We start from the raw sequence: 22,779 nt of genomic DNA, 5'->3' as shown, positions 1-22,779 counted from the left end.
GGCCTATCGCTGGACCGTCACGGTCGCGGGGTGGTGACGATCGAGGTGTTTCTTGATCCGCTTCAGATTGCGCGTGTTCGAGCGATAGAAGAAGTCGGCCGCGTCGCCGACGAACGGCACCATGCCCAGCAAGGTATCGAACCCGACGCGCGCGGTCATGCCCGCCAGCGCCATGCGCCCCATGCCCAGGTTGCGCGCCTCCCACACCAGCCACATGCCCATCGCCCCGGCGAGGACGTCGCCGACGACCGGCACCAATCCGACGATCGCGTCCAGCCCGACGCGGCGGTTGATGCCGGGCACGACGTACATGCCTTCGAGCAGTCGCTCGACCGCCTCCACCCGACGGCGCACCGCAGCGGGATCGCGCCCGACCGGCAGGGTAGCGAGAAACGGCGTTTCGAGCGGGGTGGGGCGTGCGACCATCGTTCTCAATTGGGGTCGGGACGCAGCCGGTTCAATGGATGCCACGCGCGCGGATTCGGCTGCCATTGCCGCAGCCGCAGCGCGACCAATGACCAGCGGAAAGGTCGCGCCAGCGGAACGAAGGCGACGTCCTGCGTCAACAGGCGATCGGCCAGCGTGGTCGCCTCCGCACGCTGGGCGAGCGTGTCGGCGAGCCGCGCCGCCTCGATCGCTGCCGCCGCCTCCGCTGAGCAGGTGACGCATGCCTCCGCGAGATACCAGCGGGCATTGTCATAGGGCGCGACCTCGTCGATCAGGCGCAGGTCGGCGGCGGGATCGTCCAGCGCGGTGCGTTGCGGGCGCACGCCGATCGCGTACAGGTCGCGCGCCAGCCGTGCCCACAGCAAGGTGCCGCCCGGCCCGCCCGGCAGCGCGAGCCGCAGGACGGGCAGTTCGTTCGCGGCGCGCCACGCCGCCACCTGCCGCCGCGCGCTCGCCTGACGCTGCTCGGCGGGGACGTTGGCCCATTCGGGAATGGCCGGCGGGGCAGCGGCGTCGATCTGTTCCGGCAGGATCGTCTCACGCGGGGTCCATTCGGGCGAGGTCGCGGTGGTCAGTCCGGCGCGATCGAACGCCTGTGCGATCGCGGCGCGGTTGGCGGCATCGGCCAGGAACCCGTCGCGATGGACGATCGCCAGCCCGAACAGCCCCGCTGCCGGATCGATTCGCACATTGGCGGGGGCGGGGTTGGCGGCCTGAAGGATCGGCCAGTCGGCCAGCGTTCCGCCGCTGACCAGGTCGGAATGCCGCTCCACGAAGCGCAGGATCGCCAGTGCGGCGCGTTCGCCGCGCAGTCGCACATCCTGTTCGGGTGTCGGGCGTTCTTCCTCTGGGTCGCGGTTCGGATCGGGCGCGGGGGTCAGCAGCGCGGCGCGGCCCGATACGGTACGGCGGCGGAAAGGTCCTGCGCCACCGTCGGCCCGCGCGCGAACCAGCGCCAGTTCGGGCTGTGCGAACAGCTTCAGCAGGTCCGGACGGGGTCGCGCGAGTTCGATCTCGATTACCTCCGGCGTCATCTCGACGATCGAATCGATCGCGGTCAGGTAAGGCGCGATGCGGTTGCCGGAGGTGCGCGCGATCTGGCGGCGAAGCAGCGGCACGATGTCGGCGGCGCGCACCGGAGCGCCGTCGCTCCATTGCGCCGCGCGCAGCCGGAAGATGTAGCTGCGGCCATCGTCGATAACCGTCCAGCGCTCCGCCACGCCGGCCTCGATCTGCCCCGCGGCATCGAAACGGACCAGCCCCTCGGCCAGCGAGTCGGTCAGCAAGCGGTCGCCGGTGGACAAGGCAGCGCGATTACGCCCGGCCAGCGTCGGCTCGACACCGATGACGCTGACGACCACCGGCCCGACATCCGCCCGGCGTCCGCAGGCGGCGCCAAGCAGCGTCAGCGTGAGAGCGGCCGTCAGCCGGATGATGCTGGTGCGGGCGGCGGGACTCGAACCCGCACGCCAATGGCAGAGGATTTTAAGTCCCCAGCGTCTACCGATTCCGCCACGCCCGCGCATGCCGGGGCACGAAGCCGTTGCAGCGCCCCGCGTCAAGCCGTTGCGCGCCGCCGTCGTGTCAGGCGACGTTGAGGCGGACGCGCATTTCCTTGCCGGGTTTGAAGAACGGCACCCGCTTGGCATCGACATCGACGGTCTCGCCGGTGCGTGGGTTGCGACCCACGCGGGCATCGCGCGCACGGGTGGAGAAAGCACCGAAACCGCGTAGTTCGACCCGCCCGTTGTCGGCCAGCCGTGCAACGATCTCGTCGAAGAACGTCGCTACGATTGTCTCGACATCCCTTTGGGAAAGGCCGGGATTATCCTTCAGCAGGCCCAGCACCAATTCCGACCGTATCATTGCATGTTGTCCCTTGACGAATGCGTTAGGTTCATTGCGACCTGATACAGGTAAGTTTCGGACCACGGTAGCGCCGAAATGACAACGATTGCGCAAATTGGGTCACTATCCCGCTGTGTTGAAACGAAAAGGGGGGACCGGCCCGCTGGCCGATCCCCCCCTTCGTTGTTGTTAGCGGTACCGCTTACTTGCGAGTGTCGCGCGCCTTCAGGGCCTCGCCCAGGATGTCACCAAGCGATGCACCCGAATCCGACGAACCATATTGCGCCACGGCCTGCTTCTCCTCGGCGATCTGCATCGCCTTGACCGAGAAGGTCGGCTTCTTCGACCGATCGAAGCCGGTCACCATCGCATCGAACTTCTGCCCGACCTGGAAACGCTCCGGACGCTGCTCGTCGCGATCGCGGCCAAGATCGGTGCGCTTGATGAAGCCGGTCGCGCCATCGTCGCCCGCCTGCACTTCGAGCCCGGCATCGCGGACTTCGAGGACGGTGACGGTGATGACCTGGTTCTTGCCCAGGCGATCGCCCGCACCCGCCGCGACCGGACCGCCACGCTCCAGCTGCTTCATGCCGAGCGAGATACGCTCCTTCTCCGGATCGATGTCGAGCACGACGGCCTGCACCGTCTCACCCTTGCGGTGGAGGTTCAGCGCGTCCTCACCCGAAACGCCCCATGCGATGTCGGACATGTGGACCATGCCGTCGACGTCGTTGTCCAGACCGATGAACAGGCCGAATTCGGTAGCGTTCTTGACCTCGCCCTCGACGGTCGAGCCGATCGGGTGCGCGGCGGCGAAAGCCTCCCACGGGTTGTTCTGCGCCTGCTTCAGGCCCAGCGAGATGCGGCGCTTGTCCTCGTCGACCTCGAGCACGACGACTTCGACTTCCTGCGAGGTCGAGACGATCTTGCCCGGATGGACGTTCTTCTTGGTCCAGGACATTTCGGACACGTGGACCAGGCCCTCGATGCCGGCTTCCAGCTCGACGAACGCACCATATTCGGTGATGTTCGTGACGCGGCCCGACAGCTTGGCACCGACCGGATACTTGGCGGCGGCGCCATCCCACGGATCGCTCTCGAGCTGCTTCATGCCCAGCGAGATGCGCTGCGTGTCCTTGTTGATGCGGATGATCTGCACCTTCACGGTGTCGCCGATGTTGATCATCTCGCTCGGATGGCCGACGCGCTTGTAGCTGAGGTCGGTGACGTGCAGCAGGCCATCGATGCCGCCGAGATCAACGAACGCACCGTAATCGGTGATGTTCTTGACCACGCCGTCGATGATCTGCCCCTCGTGCAGCGACTGGATCAGGCCCGAACGCTGCTCGGCGCGGGTCTCTTCCAGCACGGCGCGGCGGCTGACGACGATGTTGCCGCGCTTGCGGTCCATCTTCAGGATCTGGAACGGCTGCGGAATGTCCATCAGCGGGGTGACGTCGCGCACCGGGCGGATATCGACCTGCGAACCCGGCAGGAACGCCACGGCCCCGTTCAGGTCGACGGTGAAGCCACCCTTCACGCGACCGAAGATCACGCCCTCAACCCGTGCGGTCTTGGCGAACTCCAGCTCCAGCTTGTCCCAGGCGGCTTCGCGGCGCGCGCGGTCGCGGCTGAGCATCGCTTCGCCATGCATGTTCTCGACGCGGTCGACGTACACCTCGACCTCGTCACCGACCTTCAGATCGGCCTTCTGGCCCGGTGCGGGCGCGAACTCGCGCAGCGGCACGCGGCCTTCGCTCTTCAGGCCGACGTCGATGACGACCAGGTCGTTTTCGATCGCGGTGACGGTGCCCAGCACCACGCGGCCCTCGAAGCTGTCGGCGCCGCCGAACATGTCATCGAGCATTGCCGCGAATTCGTCACGCGAGGGAGATGCCACTGAGGCCATAAAAGAAACTGTCCTATGTCGTTTTCCGGCCAGGCGGTTGGATCCGCCGGTCTTGGCCATCACCGTCGCGCCGGCCCCGTGCCGTGCGCGACATCAGACGGATCGGGGGCGCGGTGGGCCATTCGCGAATGTGCGAAAAGGCACGACAGAACCTCCTGTCGCGCCACGCCTCCGCGAGCCCCAGCCCGCCGGACCGTCGCGCCCTAGCCGAAAAGCGCTCCCGAAGCAAGGTTGGGCAGCCTTGCCAGCGGGTAAGGCGTGTCACCGGTGGCCATCATGAACGACTCGCGATCCGGCTCCGGGCGCGGCCTGCGCGGGCAATCGTTTGCGGCCGATCGGCGGTTAAGCTCCGCTACGCCCCGACGCGCGTTTCCACCAGCGCGATGGCGCGGGCGACGGCGGCATCGACCGACAGGAAGCTGGTATCGAGTTCCATCGCATCCGACGCGGCGACCAGCGGGGCGGTGGAGCGCGAGCTGTCGCGATCGTCGCGGGTGCGGATATCGGCCAGCACCTGATCGTAGCTGATCGCGGAGCCGTTCTTGCGCAGTTCGTCGTGGCGACGGCGCGCACGGATCGGCGGCGTGGCGCGCACGAACAGCTTGGCCTCGGCATCCGGCGCGATGACGGTGCCGATGTCGCGCCCGTCGAGCACCGCCCCGCCGGGCTGGTGCGCGAACCGCTTCTGTCGCTGGAGCAACGCGGCGCGCACCAGCGGATGCGCGGAGACGATCGACGCGACCTGCCCGACCGCGTCGTCGCGCAACGATGGCTCGGTCAGCAGCCGGTCGTCGAAATCGCAAGCCGCGACGGCATCCGCCTCGATCGCCGGGTCCAGATCCAGATGCCGCACCTGTGCCGCGACCGCGCGGTACAGCAGTCCGGTGTCGAGGTGCGGGATGGCGTAATGTCGCGCGAGTGCGCGCGCGATCGTGCCCTTGCCCGATGCGGCGGGTCCGTCGACGGCGATGATCATGCCGTCGTTCCCGACAATGCGGCGAGTTGATCGTAGAATGCGGGATAGCTTGTGGCGACCGGCGCGACGTCGTCGATCGTGATCGGCGCGCGGGCGTGAAGGCCGGCGACGGTCATGCTCATCGCGATCCGGTGATCCAGGCTGGTGGAAACGGTGCCGCCGCCCGCGATCTTCTCGCCACCCGAACCGCGGATGGTCAATCCGTCCTCATGCTCGCGCAGCGTGACGCCGTTACCCTCCAGCGCGGCGCGCATCGCTGCGATACGGTCGCTTTCCTTCACGCGCAATTCGTCCGCGCCGCGCGCCACCGTCTCGCCCTCGGCAAAGGCGGCGGCGACGAACAGCGCCGGATATTCGTCGATCATCGATGGCGCCAGATCGTGCGGCACGACGATCCCGGCCAGCGCGGCGTGGCGCACGCGCAGGTCGGCGACCGGCTCGCCACCGACGACGCGCGCGTCCAGTTCTTCGATGTCCGCGCCCATCATGCGCAGCGCGGTCAGCAATCCGGCGCGGGTCGGGTTCAGCCCGACGTTCTCGATCACCACGTCGCTGCCCGGCACGATCGAAGCGGCGACCATCCAGAAGGCGGCGGAGGACGGGTCGCCCGGCACGACGATCGACTGCGGCTTCAACTCCGCCTCGCCGACCAGTGAGATGACGCGTCCGCGCGGGCCGTGTTCAACGGTCAGTTTCGCGCCGAAGCCGGCCAGCATCCGCTCGCTATGATCGCGGGTCGGCACCGGTTCGATCACGCGGGTGATGCCCGGCGTGTTCAGCGCAGCGAGCAGCACCGCCGACTTCACCTGCGCGGAGGCGACGGGCAATTCGTATTCGATCGGCAACGCCGGACACGCGCCGCGCATCATCAGCGGCAGGCGCGTGCCCGGCGACGATTCGATCGACGCGCCCATCTGCGTCAGCGGCACGGTCACCCGAGCCATCGGGCGAGACGACAGCGACGCGTCGCCGGTGAAGGTGGCGGTGATCGGATGGCTGGCGACCAGCCCCATCAGCAGCCGGGTGGAGGTGCCGGAATTGCCCATGTCCAACGCCTGTCGCGGCTGGAGCAGCCCGCCGACCCCGACGCCGTGGATGCGCCAGATGCCGTCATCGCCGCGTTCGATCCGCGCACCCATCGCGCGCATCGCCGCGGCGGTGGCGAGCACGTCCTCACCCTCCAGAAGCCCTTCGACGCGACTTTCGCCGACCGCCAGTGCGGACAGCATCAGCGATCGATGGCTGATCGATTTGTCGCCGGGCACGCGGATGCGGCCAGCCAGCCGTGCCGGGGCGGGGACGGTGTACGGAGCGGGGGAAGGGGAATGCGCCATGCGCACCGCGCCTTGCCAGCCGGCTTGCGCTATGGCAAGGCGCGCTCCACTTCACAGGACTATCCTGTTCGAACCACCCATCCGAAAGGCTTTTCACGGCATGATCCAGCCGGAATGGGGCACGAAGCGTACGTGCCCGAAATGCGCGACGCGTTTCTACGACCTCGAGAAGGACGATCCCGTCACCTGCATCAACTGCGGTTATGCATGGGAGCCGGAACCGATCCTGAAGTCCAAGCAACCGATGCCGTTCGAGGCCGCCAAGCCCGACAAGGAAAAGGCGGATTCCGATCTGGCCGGCGACGATGAGGATCTGGACACCGGCGAGGATGAAGAGCCCTCCGCCGATGACGAGGTCGATCTCGGCGGCGACGACGATCTGGGCGTCGAGACCAGCAACGAAGACGACGAAAACAACTGATTTGGTATAAAGGTGAGGCGAGCGGCAAATAGCCGCTTGCCAAGCCGGCAGCCCCCGGTTAGTGGGCTGCCTCCCGGACGATGGGGCCGTAGCTCAGCTGGGAGAGCGTCGCAATGGCATTGCGAAGGTCAGGGGTTCGATCCCCCTCGGCTCCACCATTCGTCCCTTACCAACCCATCGCGTTGGCAGCACAAACTCCCGTCCTCTGATCGCGAGCCATATGCGTCGGGCATCACCGGGGGGGTGTGCGTAACCGGTCGTCGGCGATCTGATCCCGGCTGACCGACCAGCATATTCCATCGCCGGTTCCGATCTCGTGCGCTTCGTTGTGGGCGTGGGTACAGTGCCGCCGGAGCCAGGCGAGCGTGGCCGTAGACGCCCGCGTACCGGACCTCGACAAGCGTGCCCTGCGCAGCGCGCGCCGGTACCGACCGACTCACTGGCAGGGCCACGAAGCGCGGGGTGCACGCCGGTCGTGCAACCTGCGCACCGTTGCATGGGCGGCGGTCCTGCCGGCCATCACGTCCTCGAACACCGCGACTTGATCGGCACGACCCATGGGCGGCGTCGCCGCGCAACACACGTCAGCGACATCGAAATGCGGCATCGACCATCCCACCCGAACCAAGCCGTTGCCAGCGCGAAAATGGCGGCTATGTTACCGCTCACAAACGAAAAAAGTTCAGGGAGGATAGCCGATGCCGCTGCATCGTAAGGCCGTGGTCGCCGCCGCGCTTCTGTCGATGGCCGTGCCGGGTTTCGCACAAACCACGCTGCGGCTGGACCGGTCGGATTATTTCGAGGCACCGGGTGTGAACTGGCTCGTGTTCTCGAACGTCAACGAGGGATTGTTCGCCGACGCCAAGATCAGCGGCGTCGAATTGATCCAGCAGGGTGTCCGCACGGCGACCAACGGCGATGTCCGGCTGGCCGCCACGCCCGGCCAGTGGGATCCCGCCGCAGCGTTCGTCAGCCGGCGCGTCGACAAGGCGGCGGGCGTGATCGAAGCGGTCATGAAATACCCCGACTTCACCTACACCGTCCGGGCCGAACGGCGCGGGGCAAGCATCGTTTTGTCGGTGCTGCTGGACAAGCCGCTGCCTGCATCGCAGGTCGGCAAGGCCGGGCTGAACCTGGAGTTCGTGCCGTCGGCCTATTTTCGCCACAGCTACAGCGCCGACGGCAGGTCCGGTTTGTTCCCGCGCTACCCCGCGGATGCGATGACGTTGACGCCGGAGCGCAATCCGGCGAGCGGCCGCAGCGACGGGCCGGGAGCGGAGCCGGTGCCGTTCGCGACCGGACGCATGCTGAACCTCGCCCCCGAAGATCCCGCACGCCGGGTCAGCATCGCCACGCGGGAAGGGGCGTTGTCGCTGTTCGACGGGCGTAATCAGGCGCAGAACGGCTGGTTCGTGGTGCGTCAGTTGCTGCCGGGCGGCCGTACCGGGCGCGTCGTCGAGTGGACGCTGGATGCCAACAGCGTGCCGGGGTGGCTGAGGCCGCCCGTGATCGGGCATTCGCAGATCGGCTATACGCCGGCCGGGCCCAAGATCGCGTCGATCGAACTCGACCGCGACGATCGACGTACGTTGCAGCCGCGTCTGCTCCGGCTGGACGGCGCAGGCCGTTTCGTACCGGTCGGCACCGCTCCGGCGCGCGCATGGGGCAAGTATCTTCGGTACCGCTACCTACAGCTGGATTTCAGCAAGGTAACGACGCCGGGCACCTACGCCATCGAGTATGACGGGACGCGCACCGCTCCTTTCCCGATCGATTCCGCCGTGCTGCGCAACGTCTGGAATTTGACCAGTGACGTCTATCTTCCGATCGCGATGGATCATGTCGCGGTAAACGAAGCATATCGCGTCTGGCACGGCGACCCCCATCGCGACGACGCCCGGCAAGCGCCGCTCGATCACGAACATATCGACCTGTACCGGCAGGGGCCGACCACCGACACACGCTTCAAGCCGGGCGAGACGATCCCCGGGCTGGCGGTCGGCGGCTGGCTTGATGCCGGCGACTTCGACGTCCGCACGCAGACCCAATATCAGGTGGTGCGCCAGCTGGTGGATGCGTGGGAGACGTTCGGTATCGACCGCGACACCGTGTCGGTCGACTGGACTGCGCGGCGGGTCGAGATCCACGTGCCCGACGGCACGCCGGACATCCTGCAACAGATTCGCCACGGCAGCATGCAGTTGCTCGCGCAATATGCTGCGACGGGCCATGCCATCCACGGCATCGTCGAACCGGATGTCGGGCAATATACCCACCTCGGCGATGCGGCCAGCAAGACCGACGGACTGATCTACGACCCGCGCCTGAAGCCGTTCGAGCGACGCTATGACGGGCAGGGCGGGCGCAGCGGGATCCCGGACGATCGCTGGGCCTTCACCAGCAAGGCGTCGGCGCTCGACTATGGTTCGGCCGCCGCGCTCGCCGCGACATATCGTGCCTGGAAGGATCGCGACCCGGCGTTCGCGAGGCGCTGCCTCGATCTCGCGCAGAAGATCTGGACGGATGAGCATGGCCACGCGCCCGACCTGTTCCGGCACGGCAACACCACCGGCGGGCCGCTTGAGGTGGAGGAGTTCACCGCCGCGGTCGAGCTGCTCGTCTCCACCCGCGACCGGCGCTATGCCGACCGCGTGCAGGCGCTGACACCGGCGATGCTGCGCAGCTTCGCCGCCACCGCGACGACGGTCGCCAAGGCGATGCCGTACATGCCGGCAAGCTATCGAACCGGGATAGAGCCGGCCGCGCGCGAATGGGCGATCAAGGCGCAGGCGTTCCTTAAGGACAATCCGTTCGGCGTGCCGATCACCACCGGTGGCTGGGCCGGCAGCGGCGCGGTGCTGAACTTCGGCCTCACCGCCTTCGCACTGCATCAGGCGTTCCCCGGTATCGTCGACGCCGCACCGGTCACGCGTGCGCTCGATTTCCTGCACGGCCACCATCCTGCGTCGGATCGCTCGTTCGTCTCCGGCGTGGGCGCGGTTTCGAAGGAGGTCGCCTATGGCAGCAATCGCGCCGACTTCTCCTTCATTCCCGGCGGCGTCGTGCCCGGCGTCCTGCTGCTCAAGCCGGATTATCCAGAGAACCGCGACGACTGGCCCTTCTTCTGGGGCGAGAACGAATATGTCGTCCCGGAAGGCGCCATGTACATCGCACTCGCGAGTGCCGGTGCGCGGCTGGCCGGCGCAGCGAAATGACCGACGATCCCGCCCAGGCTCAACAAGGACCGGGCTTAACGACAGGAGAGGTAAAATGTTGAACAGAAACGGTTCGCAAGCGGGACGGCGGATCCGCGCTTTCCCCGGCAGGCGCCTCGCCATCATCGGGGCGGCGCTCGCTTGCGCCCTGACGGTCCCCGCGCATGCGCAGGAGGACAAGATGCGGCCGATCGCCGTCCCGGCGCAACCCGGTGCGATCGAACTCGACACCGGACCGCTTCCGGGCGCTGACACCCCGGAATCGTGGCATAGCCAATATGGCAGCGTCTTCGCGCGCAACGTGCGGGTGGCGACGGTGACGCCCTTCCTTCCCGATCCGGCGAAGGCGAACGGCACCGCCGTCGTGGTCGCGCCCGGCGGCGGGTTCCGCACACTGTCGATGGAGAACGAGGGCTGGGACGTGGCGAAGGCGTTGGCGGCGAGGGGTGTCGCCGCTTTCGTGCTGAAATATCGCCTGAACCAGACGCCGTCCGACATGCCTGCTTTCGAGCGTTCGATGGCGGAAATGTTCTCGACCACCGCGGCGCGCCCGCCCCGACCCGCGCCGGACAGGATGATGGCGGGGCTGACGCCGCAGATCGCCGATGCGCGGGCCGCCTTCGCGCTGATCCGTCGCCGCGCCAACGAGTGGCACGTCGATCCGAACCGCATTGGCATGGTCGGCTTCTCGGCCGGCGCGATGCTCACCATGGCCACCGCCATGGTCGGGCAGGATGCGAAGCCGGCGTTCATCGCCAACATCTACGGCCCGGTGGCCAGCGTCACCGTTCCGGCCGGCGCGCCGCCGCTCTTCGTCGCGTTGGCGGCCGATGACCCGTTTTTCGCCAACGGCGGGTTCGGCCTGATCGATGCATGGAAGGCGGCAAGGAAGCCGGTCGAGTTCCACCTTTACGAACAAGGCGGACACGGTTTCGGCATGTATCCGAAGACGACCACCAGTACCGGCTGGTTCAACGCCTTCACCAGCTGGATGACCATGCATGGCTGGATGAAACCGGCCAGCTAGCGCGGGGTCGACGACGTTCCGGAGGGGCCGGCAGGAAGTGCCTTGCTGGCCCCGAGCGGCGCTCGATCAGCGCGGGTCCACCCTTTGTCGAACGCGGGCCGGGGAGCGGGAGCGACAGATGTCGGCAACCGCCACCAGCGTGAACAACGAGCCGATGGCATAACCTGCGACGACGATCATACGGACACTCCGATCGCGAGATGCAAGTCAGCCTTATGGTGCGACGTGGTTAAGATCCGGTTTTGGCACGATATCGCCCATGCCGGCCGCGCCGGGGTCAGCGGGTGGCGGCAGCTGCGCGCCTGATGAGCCAGGGTGCCGCGCGCTTCGCGGTAGTGGGGTCAGCCGACGTCCGCTCGGTTTTGACGACAGGGGCGGGCGACAAGCCGAACAAATGCGGGCGATCGACCGCGACGAGGATCGCGAGCAGGCTGCATCCGAGCGCGAACCATGCCGAAAGGGCGCGTGACGTCATCGAGAACCTCCTTTACCGCATGGGGGTGAGCGGCCGCTGTGGCTGGGACTTCGTTATTTAGAGCCCGCACGCGAGCCGCGTGTAGCTCGCCTATGACAAATGCTTGCTGAGATCCGGTTAACAGGCCGCGCGCGATCTCGCGCTGCCTCGATCCCTGACCGCATCTTCCTCGAAGGCGCGGGGTTCCGGCAAGGCCAGCGGCGAACCATGTGGGTGGGGCGAAGTCCGCGGCGGAGGCGGCGCGCGACGGGGCCGGGGTTGGCCGATGTGCCGGCGCCGTGATCCACCACCGTCCGTCCGGTCGCACCGTGATGCGTGACCGCGCTGCCAAATCGTCACATGATTACGCGCGGGCTTTCAACAGGCCTCTGCATTTTCGTGCCGCGCGCCCACCACGAAAAAGGGCGGCCCCGGATGGGACCGCCCTTTGTTCGTTGCGACTGGTCGACGACAACGCGCCGGCTGGTCCGCCGATCAGCGCGAGTAGAACTCGACGACCAGATTCGGCTCCATCTTCACGGGATAGGGCACTTCGTCCAGCGTCGGAACGCGGACCAGCGTGACCTTCACGTTGCCGTCCTGCGCGACGTAATCGGGCACTTCGCGCTCGGCGAGCTGCTGTGCCTCGAGGACCAGCGCCATTTCCTGCGCCTTGCCGCCCAGCGAGATCTCGTCACCGACGTTGCAGCGACGCGACGCGATGTTGCACTTCACGCCGTTGACACGGATGTGGCCGTGGCTGACCAGCTGGCGCGCGGCCCAGATCGTCGGTGCATATTTCGCACGATAGACGATCGCGTCCAGGCGACGCTCGAGCAGGCCGATCAGGTTCTGCGAGGTATCGCCCTTCATGCGCGACGCTTCGTCATAGGCGTGACGGAACTGCTTCTCGGTCACGTCGCCGTAATAGCCCTTCAGCTTCTGCTTGGCGCGCAGCTGGATGCCGAAGTCCGACACCTTGCCCTTGCGGCGCTGACCGTGCTGGCCGGGGCCGTACTCACGCTTGTTGACCGGGCTCTTGGGGCGGCCCCAGATGTTCTCGCCGAGACGGCGATCGAGCTTGTACTTGGCGCTATGGCGCTTCGACATGATAGTTCCTTGGCAAAATGCGAACGACGTATGCCGCCTTCCGATCCGGGAAAGGGAGAGCGGCGTTGGTCCCGGTCTCGCGCCGCACCTTATGAAGCAAGGTGCAGGCCCGCCGCTTCACCGGGGTGCGGGGGCGATTGCGAAGCGGCGCGCCTAGCCGGGGTGCGCGCGCAAGTCAAGCTGGACAGGAGCGCCGCACCGCGCCAAGCAGCACGCCATGAGCGAGATCCTGCCCGGCGAGCGTTGCACCAATATGGCCGAGGTTCGCGCCGGCGTCGATACGCTGGATCGCGAACTGGTCGCGCTGCTGCGCCGCCGCTTCGACTATATGGATGCGGCCGCGCGTATCAAGCCGGCGCGCGGCGCGGTGCGTGACGAGGCGCGCAAGGCGCAGGTGATCGCGCAGGCCCGTGACGAGGCTGCGCGGATCGGGGTGCCGGTCGCGGCGGTCGACGAGATCTGGGAGACGCTGGTGGAGGCGTCGATCGCCTACGAACTGGCGGCGTTCGACGCGCGCTGACGGCGGAGCGGCATCGGCCGTAGGGCTCCGTTCGCGCGATGACCTTGATACTGCCGCTGACTCAGGTCCGGCGCGAGAATTGCCGCCGCGTTCATACCTTCGCGGCGTAGATCATCCGACCCGGCCCGAGGCGATTGAACACCTCGGTCAATTCATTCTCACCCACCGCGAAACAGCCCTGGCTACGCCCCAGCATGCCGCGCTCCCGGATCATGTCGGGATTGGCGTACCATGCTGAATGGACGACGATCGCGCGGTCCAGCGCATTGTTGTTGGTTTCGTCCAGCCCCAGCAGCCGTTGCGAACGGCCGTGCTTGCCGACGTAATAATCTGCGGTCGCGAATGCACCTTCGCACGACGCATTGGAGCCGTTGCGGTTGGAGAAATGCTGGAGATAGCCGGTATGCGCCGGATCCGATCCGCTGCCGTGCGAAACCAGCTTTGACACGGTGCGCCCGTCTTCGAGGTTGATGAGGTGGAAGCGCGGCAGGCTCGACCCGGTCGTGAAATCCGCGACGGCGATCCGGTCGCGCTTGGCGATGCGGCTGCCATGCTGTTCGAGCGCGGCGAGCGCGCGCTTGAGCAGGCGCGGGTTGACGCCGGGGGCGACGATCGGCGGCTGCACCGTCGCACTGGCGACCGCCGGCTGGGTGACCGGCGTGTGCGAGGGGTGGAAGAAGCCGTCCGGCAGCAACGATTCAGGCGCATTGCGGCGCGCATGGTCGCGCACCCCGGCCGATACGGCTCCCGGTATCATCAAGGCGCCGGCGAACAATCCACCGGTCTTCAGCAAAGCACGACGCGACGGCACCGGATCCTGCGGCATGGTCATGAGTAACGCTAATCCCCGCTTCAACACCCGTGATGTACCACGGAACAGGTTAAACATGGTCAACGTTTACGGCGGTTTGAGTTAGGTTGCCGCGCATTTGCCGCAGATGCCGAACGCTTCGTCGCCCGGCACCGATGCGATCGCCGCGCGTTGGCTGATCATGACGACCCGGACGGTCCGGGTTTGAAAGTCGGAAAGCCGCCGTTATGCGCCGAATCGCTCCCATTCTGCTCGCCGCGCTGCTTTCGGCCGGGGTCGTGACGCCCGCGTCGGCGGGGGCGATGGACGAACTGGCGATCACCGAGGCGGCAGCGGTTTTGCCGCCGAATCGCTTCCTGTGGACGCCGACGGCGGACGAGCCGGGGCGGGTCAGCGTGCTGATTTCGGTATCGGATCAGCGCGCCTATGTGTTCCGGGGCGAGCGGTTGGTGGCGGCCTCTTCGGTGTCGACCGGTTCGGACGATCGCCCGACCCCCTTGGGTACGTTCACCATCCTCCAGAAGAAGCAGGCTCACCGCTCCAATCTGTATGACGATGCGCCGATGCCGTTCATGCAGCGGCTGACATGGGACGGGGTGGCGATGCACGCCGGGCGCAATCCCGGCTTCCCCGCATCGCACGGCTGCATTCGCCTGCCGACCGCTTTCGCCAAAAAGCTGTTCGATGCCACGCAATTGGGCGCGACGGTGGAGGTGACCGACACCGCCTATGTCGCAGGCGCATACCTGCCGAACGGCGACAGCGAGCAGATCGCCCGCGCCAGGGATTATGCCAGCCGCTGACTGCTCAGTAACCCAGCCAAACCCATAATGGATTGGCCGGGTCGGCCAGCAGCTTGACGGTCAGCGCCACCGACATGACGACCAGCAGCGGGCGTACGCCCTTCCCGCCGAAGCGCATCGCCGCCCACGCGCCGCATTGATTACCCGCGACGTTCGCCACCGCCATCGCACCGCCGAGCAGCCAGAACACCTTGCCGCCCGCGATCATCGCGGCCAGCGCGGCGACGTTGGTGGCGAGATTGAGGAACTTGGTATTGGCGATCGCGCGCACCAGACCCAGTCCGCCGAGCGCGACCAATGCGGTGGTCAGGAACGATCCGGTGCCCGGGCCGAAGAAACCGTCGTAGAAGCCGAGCAGCGTGGTGGCGACCGTCAGGCCAGCCCGGCCGACGCGCGCGTGGCGGTCCACCTCGCTCATCGGCGGCGCCAGCAGGAAGTAGCATGCCATCGCGATCAGCAGGACGGGCACGAATGCGGCGAGGAACCGCGGATCGACATGCTGGACGACGACCGCGCCGGCCACCGATCCCGCGAACGCCCCCGCCGCCGGCAGCGCGAAGCGACGCAGATCGACATGGCCCGCACGCCAGAAGGCGAGGAACGCCGAGCCAGTCCCGACCGCGCTTTGCAGCTTGTTGGTGGCCAGTGCTGCCACGGGCGGCACCCCGGCGGCGAGCAGCGCGGGGATGGTCAGTAGCCCGCCGCCACCCGCCAGCGCATCGATCGCGCCCGCGACGAACCCCACCGCGACCAGAAAGGCGAAGACGTCGGGGGCGAAATGCATGGGTGGTTCCTCGGGCGGATCGAAGGGACGCCATTCTGTACACCGGCACGTCGCCCCCGTCCCGGAACCGCGCGATGTTCGGCCTTGCGTCCGAGCGGAACCTTCGTTCAAGTCGGACGTGACCGAACGAGGCACCTCGTTTGAACAGGTGCCCCGGTAAGCCGCTCGGCCTTACGCCGGTTGCGTGTCTGCCGCCAGCATCCCCGCTGTCCTACGGCAACGCCATCGCATAGCGTCGTCTGTATGACATCGCCTCGCCACCCGCTAGCCGACCGCCTTGCGCCGAAGCGCCTTGCCGCTGCCCGTCACTGCATCCGCCATTTAGAACCGGTAACGTATCGTTCCGCCATAGGTTCGGGCCATGTACGTGACGCCTTCCGGCTGATCGGGAAATCCGTAATATGCCCGGCGAACACTGGCCAAGGCGTTTTGCACCTGCAATGAAAAGCCGAGATTGCGCAATGGGCCGTCCGGAACGCTATAGTTGACGGCAACGTCCATCCAGCCGCGTGGCGCAAGATAGAGCGAATTGCGCAGGGGGGTGATCGTATTCAGCAAGATCCGGTCGTTGTAGTTGTAGATTACGCGGGCGTTCAACGTGCCGCGCTCAAACATGCCGGTGACGTTATACGTATTCCTGGACACGCCGACCAGTGGCAGGGTGGCAGGTGCCTCCGTCGTTGCGTTGGGGATCTTGGAAAATTTCAGCTCGCCCTCAGTATAGGTGTAATTGGCGGCCACGCCGAAGTTCCTGAGAATGCCTGGCAGGAAGCGGAAGAACAGCTGCGCTTGTACCTCCACGCCCCGCCTGTAGCCGTCGCCGGCATTGTAAGGCCGCCTGACCGGCACCTGCACACCCGTGTTCGTATCGAGCGTTTCGAGGGTCCAGAAATCGGTGAAAGCCCCTTTCGTTTTCCAGTAGAACGGGTTGACGGTTATCAAGCCGGTCTGGTCGAAATAATATTCGATGATGCTGTCGTAGCGGGTGGTCGTCTCCGGCTTGAGATTGGGATTGCCGCCTTCCGCGAAGCCGACGGCCTCGTTGTTGACGGTCAACGAGCGAAGTTGGTCGATGCCAGGCCGCCGGATGCCGACGTTGTAGGACAAGCGCGTTTGCAGTTTCGGCGTGAAGTGGATGACCATCGTCGCAGTTGGCTCGACGTTGACGTAATTGCCCCTGCCATGTTCCACCTTGCGAGTGGCGATCTCCTCGCTGACCCCCTTAACAACCTGCCGCTGAACCGACAGAACCAGTTGCTTGTTATCAAGTATCGTGTTGGTGACGCGGGCACCGATGATGCCGTCGATTGGTAGCAGCAATTCGGTTTTGTAGCCGATTGTGGTATAGGCGGCGACAGATCGCTCGCGACCATTGAATTTCAGCCCCTCGTCGCCGGGAATTTCCTCATTTGCAAATCGCGGTGAATAGGTCGCGAGCATCTTGCGCAGGTTCTCCAGATTGTCCCGTACGGCATGGCGTTCATACGTCAGCCATCGCACGTTGTTCTGGACGCCGGTGCCTGCAAAGCCCTCGGAAATCGGAACCAGTTTGTTGAAGCCGTCCGGCATCTGATCGGAACGGAGTTCCAGACCCATATAGTTCCGTCCGCCCTGCCGCCGTGAGTTGTAACTGTCGGCGAAACGGAAGCCGAATTTCAGGAACTCGATCGGATTCCAGAACGTCCGTAGCGTGACGTCGGATCGGGTGGCCACGGAATGGTTTCTCCAGTCGAAGCGTAGCTGCGACGCGCCGTGAAAGCGATATTGATTGGGATCCAGGAGGTCCAGGTCGCGAAGTTTTACGTCCATCATCGGATATCGGAAACGGTCACTGGCGAATGCGACGTCGTAGATCGGTCTGTTGACGAAACGATTGAAGAGGGTGACTTCGTTGAAGTCCCACTTTCCGGAGGAGTATGCGACTTCGCTCGATAGATCGACTTGTTCGGTCGTGCGGCTGGCGGAAAGTTTCAGGAGCGTGTTGCTGTTGTTCATCCGTTGATTGAAGTTGCGGGGGCCGAGTTGCGAGGCAGGCGACACGGTGACGGACGCCATCCGATTGGTGCCGGGTACGAGCACGATCTTGCTTAACGCGGGCGACGTATTGGGGGTGTCGCCGCTCAGCACTGGCAGTTCCAGCCAGTTGGTGGAAAAGTCGAATTTCGCGTTGTTGTAATTGCCTTCCAGTGCGATGCTGGTGTCCTCATCGGGTGCCCATTGCAACGCGACATTGATGGCGGGCGAGGTTCGCGTTCCGTCATTGTAGCGTAATGCGATGCCGGCCGGCGCGAAGGTTGGCTGCGGCAGGATCTGCGCGCCCACCGCCTGCCGTGGCAGAACCGTGCCAAGCGCGTAGTTCCAGGCTGACGATTCAAGAACAGGATTGGTATTGAGCGTGACTCCCAGCATCGCTCCTACATCGCCGATTGCGGTCTCCTTGCGATAATTCGTGATGGCGGTGTAGGTCTGGTTCCAGCGCCGTGCCTGCGAATTGTAGCGGCCGCTGGCGTTGCCGGTAAAGGTGAAACCGGGCTTGAAGTCGACGGGCTTGCGCAGCACGACGTTGATGGTTCCCGCACCCGAACCCTCGACCTGATCGGGCGACCGTGTCTTGTAGACCTCGACGCTGGCGACCAGATCGGCCGGGAGGTTCTGGATGGATGATGTCCTGCCGACCCCGCTCGCGACCGGAGTTCCGCCGATCGTCGTCTGAACATCGCCGAGCCCGCGCAACTGAAGGCCCTCGACTTCGCCCTCCTCACGGGTAACCGATACACCCGGGATCGACGCGATGACGTCGGCCAGCGTGTTGTTTGGCAGCTTGCCGATGTCCTCCGCCTCGACTACGTCGACGATGGTCTTGGACTTGCGCTTTGTGTCGCGTGCCTTGGCAAGGCTGGTGCGGATCCCGCGGACGACGATATCGCCACCGCCGCTTGCGGCCTGAGCTGTGTCATCGCGCGTGTTCGGCGTCGACGCGGCCTGCGCCGCCTTTCGGGCGCGATCCTTCGCGGCGGTTTGTCCCGGCCCATCATCCCCCGACGCGGCGGGTCGATCGTTCAGATTCGGCCCGTATTCCCCACCATTCGACGCCCGTGCCCGGTTCATCGGTACGATCGCGATCAACGCCAACGTCGATGCGCAAATGAGCAATTGCTTGCGGCTCATCTTTCTTCCCCCCAGATTGTAAGATCCCGGCACCGCACCGTGCCCTGTGTTTCCGTCTCGACCAGCGAACGTGCCGATTTCGCGCCGGCTCAGGTGGCGGTGCTGGTCCGCAACGCTCCGTTAAGGCCGGCCGGGAAAAATCCGCCGGAGGTGGCCACCTTCCGCGTCATGTAGAAGACGTTGATGGTCATTTGCGGTCGCCGGCCAAATATCTCCCCATCCGCATCGGTGGCGGCGATGTTGGCGCGAACACTTGCCCCGGAACCGACCGCCACTCCCTGATCGTCGTCCTCTGCCGAATAGCTGTCCCGAAGGTCGCTCAGTCGGTTGGCCGATGGGTGCAGCGTGCTTCCGGTGATCGCACCGCGCAGGAACAATTGCGTGCGGATCAGGCCGACATGATGAGCGCAGGTCGCAAGCAGCCCGACCGCCACATCGACTTCGGCACTGGCGGTCAGCTGCGCGATGATGCCGCGCCATGCGGTCATCACCGCGTCCTCAAGAATGAAGGCGCCAAGCAGCAGTCGTTCCTGATCGGCATAGACGTCGTAGCGGCTCTGTGCCGCGCCAGCCGCAGCTGCTGGCACGTCCTTGGCATCGCGCCCGAACCGGGTAAATGCCCCGGCATCGTCCACGGCAAGGTTGAGGGCCGGCCGTGCCACGACGGCGGGGCCAAGCGCCGCGCGCAGCCGGATGATCTGGCCAATCTTCTCGGCGGCGATCTCACGCATCAATTCGCCCAGTAACGGGTCCTTGAACGAAACCCGCCGCGGGCCGGTAACCTCCCCCGGCGTGCCGCTGCCGCCAATCATGGCTGCGGGTAACGGCGTGTCCAGGACCGCGCGGGAATAGAATTCACCCTGGAGGTAATGAAGTTGCAGCATCAGCGCGAGCGTATCGGCGCTCGACACGGAGATGATGCTCGGCGTTTCGGTCGGCGTGGGCGCGGGCGTCGGCGAGCCGCTGGGGGTGGGCGTCGGCGTATTCGCGAGCGGTGACTCCTCGCTTTCGCACGCCGCGATCGCCAGCAGGCTGCCAACGGCGCCCAGCCGGGTCGCTCCACTGAAGAGCTCGCGACGGCTGGCGGTCTCCGCCGGGCGCGGGGCGGCAACCCGGAAATCCGGGGACGGAATATCTGTCATGTCTCTCTTCCTTAGGAGCGGGGCGTGCTCAGGAGCGGGGCGGTCAGGCGGCTGCGCTGGCGCGGATGGCTCCATTGACCCCGTTGGGGAAGAAGCCGCCGGACGTCACCGCAGCGTCGGTGAGGTATAGTTGGTTGAGGATTTGCGCGGCGGACCTGCCCCCGACGTCACCGGTCAACTGAACCGGAGCCCCATTCGCCACCCGCACGGTGCCTCCGGCAACAGCCAGGTCGGACGGCGAGATCCCCTGGAACACTGTTCCGCCGTTGAGGCTGCGCTGGAAGGCTGCGATCGCGTCGGCGTTGGTCCTGAGCCGTGCCGCAGTTGCGCCGCGCGTGTGGAGATAGCTGCGTATGGTCGCCGCATGGATGGACTCCGTGCCCAGCAGCCCGGCGAAGTTTTGAAGGACGACCTGGTTGGTGATGCCCGCCGCAAGGCCGCGATAGGCGGCGACGCTGACGCTCTTCAGATAAAAAAGCGCATAAAGCAGGTTTTCTTCCGACGCGTAGGGATCGAACGTGGCTTCTGCCCCGACGACGCCGGCGCGCCGCATAGCCACGGTGAATGGGGCCGTCGCCGTGGCGGAAAGATCGATAAGTGGCTGATGGATGGCGGAAGCGCCTGTAACTACCCGCATCGGCACCAAGTGGGCGCGATTGTCGGCGGCCATTTCACGAACGATCGTTTGCAACAAGGTATCGGTGAACGTCACCTTCCGGCCCGGGATCGGTGGAACGCCGGCGATGCCACCACCGGTGATGCGGGCAGGATTCACGGTTTCGCCGACCACGACGCTCGTGAACTGCGCCAGCAGATATTCGATGTTCAGCATGAAGTTAAGCGCGGCGACATCCGCGGTCGTCTGCGCGCGAGCCGAAGGTATCTGCCCGAGGAAGCTTGCGCCTACGGCGGTGCCGACAGTCAGCTTCAATGCACAGCGACGGTCCACACGCGGGTGTTCCGTTTGGCAACGCGCCATATATAAACTCCTCTCCTATTCGGGTTTCGATCTGCGCCGAACCTCCAGGACATGAATAGTATGGTGCGAGAGATACGCAATACGGTTACATTGTAACGATTGGCTAATTCTCATAAGCTGCGCTGAATCAAGGCTATTATTTTCTTGTCTATATTGATCAAGAAAAAGACAAACTCATCGAATAGAGCAAGGGTGGCAATTCTATCTTTGTAATTCGTAGCTTATCGGTTCGCGTCGAAAACCGTTTCATGTTCATCTCGCCTAATTCGTAGCGTGCAGGCGGAAGGGTGTTGAAAGCTCGCTGGTCATGTGTTCCCGGGCGATCGAGGCGAGCACGGGGATCGGAGGTGGGGGGGAGGCGGAACCGGGAAGCTGTTCCGCACGGCCAGCCTGACGATGAAGAACTCTATAGAGCTAGCTGTTTAGGAGCAGGCATCGATGATCACGGTCAAAAGACGGCAGTGGCAGGGAGCGCGTCCCCACCTGCTATGCTTCTAGAACCGTTGTCGTTGCGCCGAGGCCATGGAAAAGCACAGCACGATCAAATGAACGGGGCAGCGAGAAAAGACGGCAAATAGTCGCCGCCGCCTGCTACGCTGCCAGTTCAGACTGGGCCTGCGGGCTTGATTGTAGGTGCCATTACTGGTTGTCCCGCGCCGGGCACCTATTGTTCGGGTGCCACCGGCCATCCGTCCGCGTCCCACCGTAGCGGAGCGATGCGCAGGGTCGGCGCACCGTTCCTGTCGCGGTCATAGGCGTGATAGACGATGTAGTCGGTGCCGTCCTTGTCACGGAAGTGGCCGGCATGGCCGGGGCCGCGGAAGCGTTGCTTCTCCGCCAGGTCGGCGCGCAGCAGGATCGTGCCGCCACCCTTCAGCAGCGCGCTGCCGTCCTTGCCCAGGTACGGCCCCTCCACCGACTTGGCGCGACCGGCGACGGTGTAATAGGTGCTGTTCACCCCCTTGCAGCAGTAATCATAAGAGGCGAGCAGCCAGTAATAGCCACCGTGCGCGAAGATGTACGGCGCCTCCACGATCGACGGCGCGCCCGCGGGTACGGTCCTGGAAGCGATGGCGCGCGGCGGCTCCCCCGGGTTCAGGCGCTTGCCGGTCGCCGGATCGAGCCGGAAAAGTTTGAGGCCGGTCCAGAAGCTGCCCAGCGACAGCCAGTGCCGTCCCTGCGCATCGGCGACAAAGGCCGCGTCGATCGCGTTGAAGTCGTCCTCCGGCCGGGACATCACCACCATGCCTTCGTCGCGCCAGCCATAACCGGGGGCGGCCGGGTCGAGGGTCGCGCTGGTCGCCAGTCCGATCGCGGAACGATTGGATCCGAACGTCGATACCGCATAGTATAGCCTGTAGCGACCGTTCACGTAACTGATGTCGGGTGCCCACATGTTGCTGGCGCCGGGGATCGCCTTCACCGCCCAGTCGGGCAGCCGATCGAACGGGGCGCGGCCGCGCTTCCACGTAACCAGGTCGCGGGACGTGCGCACCGAAAGTATACGCTGGCCGCCTTCGCCGATGCCGGTCGAAAAGACGTGGTACGTGCTGCCTTCCCGGATGATGACGGGATCATGGACCGGCATCACGTCGCCGGACAATCGCGCGTTCAGGCTGCCGGTGGCTGCGCCGGCCGGAACCGTTTGTGGCCGTGCGGGGACCGCCGGTCCCGAAGCCGCCAGCGCGGCGGCAAACATCAGATGCACTTTCGTCCCTTTCGTCAGGCACTTGCGCTGCGCGCGCGGGCGTGGCGGCCTAATCACGTCAAAGGCAGCGGCGCAAGCGACGGCGCGTGGAACATCGCGAGGGAGGCGCCGGCTTCGCCAAGC

19 protein-coding genes and 2 tRNA genes are annotated in these 22,779 nt (G+C 65.6%); 6 read left to right on the top strand and 15 right to left on the bottom strand.

Features of this window, described 5'->3' with window-relative positions; all coding sequences use genetic code 11:
• Positions 1-3: 3 nt before the first annotated feature.
• From ASE95_RS03890 to aroA, 7 genes are all read right to left on the bottom strand, one after another.
• Positions 4-426 (bottom strand): DUF4112 domain-containing protein, encoded by a 423-nt coding sequence (locus tag ASE95_RS03890; RefSeq protein WP_056631674.1) that lies wholly within the window; start codon positions 424-426, stop codon positions 4-6.
• A 5-nt stretch (positions 427-431) separates the two neighbouring features.
• On the bottom strand, positions 432-1,808 hold the full coding sequence (locus ASE95_RS03885) for an ABC transporter substrate-binding protein (protein WP_235528169.1): 1,377 nt from the start codon (positions 1,806-1,808) through the stop codon (positions 432-434).
• Between the two features lie 77 nt (positions 1,809-1,885).
• Positions 1,886-1,969, bottom strand: a tRNA-Leu gene (locus tag ASE95_RS03880).
• 62 nt (positions 1,970-2,031) lie between these two features.
• On the bottom strand, positions 2,032-2,313 hold the full coding sequence (ihfB, locus tag ASE95_RS03875) for an integration host factor subunit beta (RefSeq protein ID WP_056631670.1): 282 nt from the start codon (positions 2,311-2,313) through the stop codon (positions 2,032-2,034).
• 184 nt (positions 2,314-2,497) lie between these two features.
• On the bottom strand, positions 2,498-4,204 hold the full coding sequence (gene rpsA / locus ASE95_RS03870; protein ID WP_056631668.1) for a 30S ribosomal protein S1: 1,707 nt from the start codon (positions 4,202-4,204) through the stop codon (positions 2,498-2,500).
• 352 nt (positions 4,205-4,556) lie between these two features.
• Positions 4,557-5,180 carry a (d)CMP kinase gene (gene cmk, locus ASE95_RS03865; RefSeq protein ID WP_056631665.1) on the bottom strand — a complete coding sequence of 208 codons (624 nt, stop codon included), beginning with the start codon at positions 5,178-5,180 and terminating at the stop codon, positions 4,557-4,559.
• On the bottom strand, positions 5,177-6,514 hold the full coding sequence (aroA, locus tag ASE95_RS03860) for a 3-phosphoshikimate 1-carboxyvinyltransferase (RefSeq protein WP_056631662.1): 1,338 nt from the start codon (positions 6,512-6,514) through the stop codon (positions 5,177-5,179). The genes cmk and aroA overlap by 4 nt, the downstream gene beginning before the upstream one ends.
• A 100-nt stretch (positions 6,515-6,614) precedes the next feature.
• Between aroA and ASE95_RS03855 the strand changes: the two genes are divergently transcribed.
• The 4 genes from ASE95_RS03855 (at position 6,615) to ASE95_RS03840 (ending at position 11,177) form a co-directional block, all read left to right on the top strand.
• Positions 6,615-6,935: an FYDLN acid domain-containing protein gene (locus ASE95_RS03855; protein WP_056631659.1), complete on the top strand. Its 321-nt coding sequence runs from the start codon at positions 6,615-6,617 to the stop codon at positions 6,933-6,935.
• Positions 6,936-7,017: 82 nt separating this feature from the next.
• Positions 7,018-7,093 (top strand) — tRNA-Ala (locus ASE95_RS03850).
• A gap of 540 nt (positions 7,094-7,633) precedes the next feature.
• The gene (locus ASE95_RS03845; RefSeq protein ID WP_056631657.1) at positions 7,634-10,150 is read left to right on the top strand and encodes a glycoside hydrolase family 9 protein; all 2,517 of its coding nucleotides are present in this window, start codon (positions 7,634-7,636) and stop codon (positions 10,148-10,150) included.
• Positions 10,151-10,205: 55 nt separating this feature from the next.
• Positions 10,206-11,177: an alpha/beta hydrolase gene (locus tag ASE95_RS03840; protein ID WP_056631654.1), complete on the top strand. Its 972-nt coding sequence runs from the start codon at positions 10,206-10,208 to the stop codon at positions 11,175-11,177.
• Between the two features lie 277 nt (positions 11,178-11,454).
• On the opposite strand, the gene ASE95_RS17545 is transcribed toward ASE95_RS03840, so the two are convergent.
• The gene (locus tag ASE95_RS17545; RefSeq protein WP_156347868.1) at positions 11,455-11,652 is read right to left on the bottom strand and encodes a hypothetical protein; all 198 of its coding nucleotides are present in this window, start codon (positions 11,650-11,652) and stop codon (positions 11,455-11,457) included.
• A gap of 474 nt (positions 11,653-12,126) precedes the next feature.
• The gene (gene rpsD / locus ASE95_RS03830; protein ID WP_056631649.1) at positions 12,127-12,741 is read right to left on the bottom strand and encodes a 30S ribosomal protein S4; all 615 of its coding nucleotides are present in this window, start codon (positions 12,739-12,741) and stop codon (positions 12,127-12,129) included.
• Positions 12,742-12,958: 217 nt separating this feature from the next.
• On the opposite strand from rpsD, the gene ASE95_RS03825 reads away from it, so the two are divergent.
• Positions 12,959-13,261, top strand: coding sequence for a chorismate mutase (locus ASE95_RS03825; protein WP_056631646.1), 303 nt, complete (start codon positions 12,959-12,961; stop codon positions 13,259-13,261).
• Between the two features lie 91 nt (positions 13,262-13,352).
• Here the strand turns inward: ASE95_RS03825 and ASE95_RS03820 are convergent, their stop codons facing one another.
• The gene (locus tag ASE95_RS03820; protein WP_056631644.1) at positions 13,353-14,093 is read right to left on the bottom strand and encodes a murein L,D-transpeptidase catalytic domain family protein; all 741 of its coding nucleotides are present in this window, start codon (positions 14,091-14,093) and stop codon (positions 13,353-13,355) included.
• 206 nt (positions 14,094-14,299) lie between these two features.
• Here ASE95_RS03820 and ASE95_RS03815 point away from each other — a divergent pair, with 206 nt between their 5' ends.
• Positions 14,300-14,875 (top strand): L,D-transpeptidase family protein, encoded by a 576-nt coding sequence (locus ASE95_RS03815; RefSeq protein ID WP_056631643.1) that lies wholly within the window; start codon positions 14,300-14,302, stop codon positions 14,873-14,875.
• Between the two features lie 4 nt (positions 14,876-14,879).
• Here ASE95_RS03815 and ASE95_RS03810 read toward each other — a convergent pair whose 3' ends face one another.
• The 5 genes from ASE95_RS03810 to ASE95_RS03790 all read right to left on the bottom strand — a co-directional run bounded on the left by ASE95_RS03810 (position 14,880) and on the right by ASE95_RS03790 (position 22,647).
• Positions 14,880-15,659: a TSUP family transporter gene (locus ASE95_RS03810; protein WP_056631640.1), complete on the bottom strand. Its 780-nt coding sequence runs from the start codon at positions 15,657-15,659 to the stop codon at positions 14,880-14,882.
• Positions 15,660-15,980: 321 nt separating this feature from the next.
• Positions 15,981-18,827 (bottom strand): TonB-dependent receptor, encoded by a 2,847-nt coding sequence (locus tag ASE95_RS03805; RefSeq protein ID WP_082449510.1) that lies wholly within the window; start codon positions 18,825-18,827, stop codon positions 15,981-15,983.
• Between the two features lie 89 nt (positions 18,828-18,916).
• A complete protein-coding gene (locus tag ASE95_RS03800; RefSeq protein ID WP_056631634.1) occupies positions 18,917-19,969 on the bottom strand; it encodes a ferritin-like domain-containing protein in 1,053 nt (350 codons plus the stop codon).
• A gap of 43 nt (positions 19,970-20,012) precedes the next feature.
• Positions 20,013-20,900 carry a ferritin-like domain-containing protein gene (locus ASE95_RS03795; RefSeq protein WP_162234661.1) on the bottom strand — a complete coding sequence of 296 codons (888 nt, stop codon included), beginning with the start codon at positions 20,898-20,900 and terminating at the stop codon, positions 20,013-20,015.
• Between the two features lie 712 nt (positions 20,901-21,612).
• Positions 21,613-22,647 carry an arabinan endo-1,5-alpha-L-arabinosidase gene (locus ASE95_RS03790; RefSeq protein ID WP_056631625.1) on the bottom strand — a complete coding sequence of 345 codons (1,035 nt, stop codon included), beginning with the start codon at positions 22,645-22,647 and terminating at the stop codon, positions 21,613-21,615.
• Positions 22,648-22,779 lie beyond the last annotated feature (132 nt).

The organism is Sphingomonas sp. Leaf231 (genome assembly GCF_001421995.1).
In the GTDB taxonomy this organism is placed as follows: Bacteria; Pseudomonadota; Alphaproteobacteria; order Sphingomonadales; family Sphingomonadaceae; genus Sphingomonas.
The sequence above is the reverse complement of the archived record's forward strand: the minus strand, read 5'-3'. Positions and strand labels throughout refer to the sequence as shown.

Bases quoted from the DNA above. Each gene is read 5' to 3' on its own strand.
- ASE95_RS03890 (WP_056631674.1), bottom strand. From the start codon at position 426: ATGGTCGCACGCCCCACCCCGCTCGAAACGCCGTTTCTCGCTACCCTG.
- ihfB (WP_056631670.1), bottom strand. From the start codon at position 2,313: ATGATACGGTCGGAATTGGTGCTGGGCCTGCTGAAGGATAATCCCGGC.
- rpsA (WP_056631668.1), bottom strand. From the start codon at position 4,204: ATGGCCTCAGTGGCATCTCCCTCGCGTGACGAATTCGCGGCAATGCTC.
- cmk (WP_056631665.1), bottom strand. From the start codon at position 5,180: ATGATCATCGCCGTCGACGGACCCGCCGCATCGGGCAAGGGCACGATC.
- aroA (WP_056631662.1), bottom strand. From the start codon at position 6,514: ATGGCGCATTCCCCTTCCCCCGCTCCGTACACCGTCCCCGCCCCGGCA.
- ASE95_RS03855 (WP_056631659.1), top strand. From the start codon at position 6,615: ATGATCCAGCCGGAATGGGGCACGAAGCGTACGTGCCCGAAATGCGCG.
- ASE95_RS03845 (WP_056631657.1), top strand. From the start codon at position 7,634: ATGCCGCTGCATCGTAAGGCCGTGGTCGCCGCCGCGCTTCTGTCGATG.
- ASE95_RS03840 (WP_056631654.1), top strand. From the start codon at position 10,206: ATGTTGAACAGAAACGGTTCGCAAGCGGGACGGCGGATCCGCGCTTTC.
- ASE95_RS17545 (WP_156347868.1), bottom strand. From the start codon at position 11,652: ATGACGTCACGCGCCCTTTCGGCATGGTTCGCGCTCGGATGCAGCCTG.
- rpsD (WP_056631649.1), bottom strand. From the start codon at position 12,741: ATGTCGAAGCGCCATAGCGCCAAGTACAAGCTCGATCGCCGTCTCGGC.
- ASE95_RS03825 (WP_056631646.1), top strand. From the start codon at position 12,959: ATGAGCGAGATCCTGCCCGGCGAGCGTTGCACCAATATGGCCGAGGTT.
- ASE95_RS03820 (WP_056631644.1), bottom strand. From the start codon at position 14,093: ATGACCATGCCGCAGGATCCGGTGCCGTCGCGTCGTGCTTTGCTGAAG.
- ASE95_RS03815 (WP_056631643.1), top strand. From the start codon at position 14,300: ATGCGCCGAATCGCTCCCATTCTGCTCGCCGCGCTGCTTTCGGCCGGG.
- ASE95_RS03810 (WP_056631640.1), bottom strand. From the start codon at position 15,659: ATGCATTTCGCCCCCGACGTCTTCGCCTTTCTGGTCGCGGTGGGGTTC.
- ASE95_RS03805 (WP_082449510.1), bottom strand. From the start codon at position 18,827: ATGAGCCGCAAGCAATTGCTCATTTGCGCATCGACGTTGGCGTTGATC.
- ASE95_RS03800 (WP_056631634.1), bottom strand. From the start codon at position 19,969: ATGACAGATATTCCGTCCCCGGATTTCCGGGTTGCCGCCCCGCGCCCG.
- ASE95_RS03790 (WP_056631625.1), bottom strand. From the start codon at position 22,647: ATGTTTGCCGCCGCGCTGGCGGCTTCGGGACCGGCGGTCCCCGCACGG.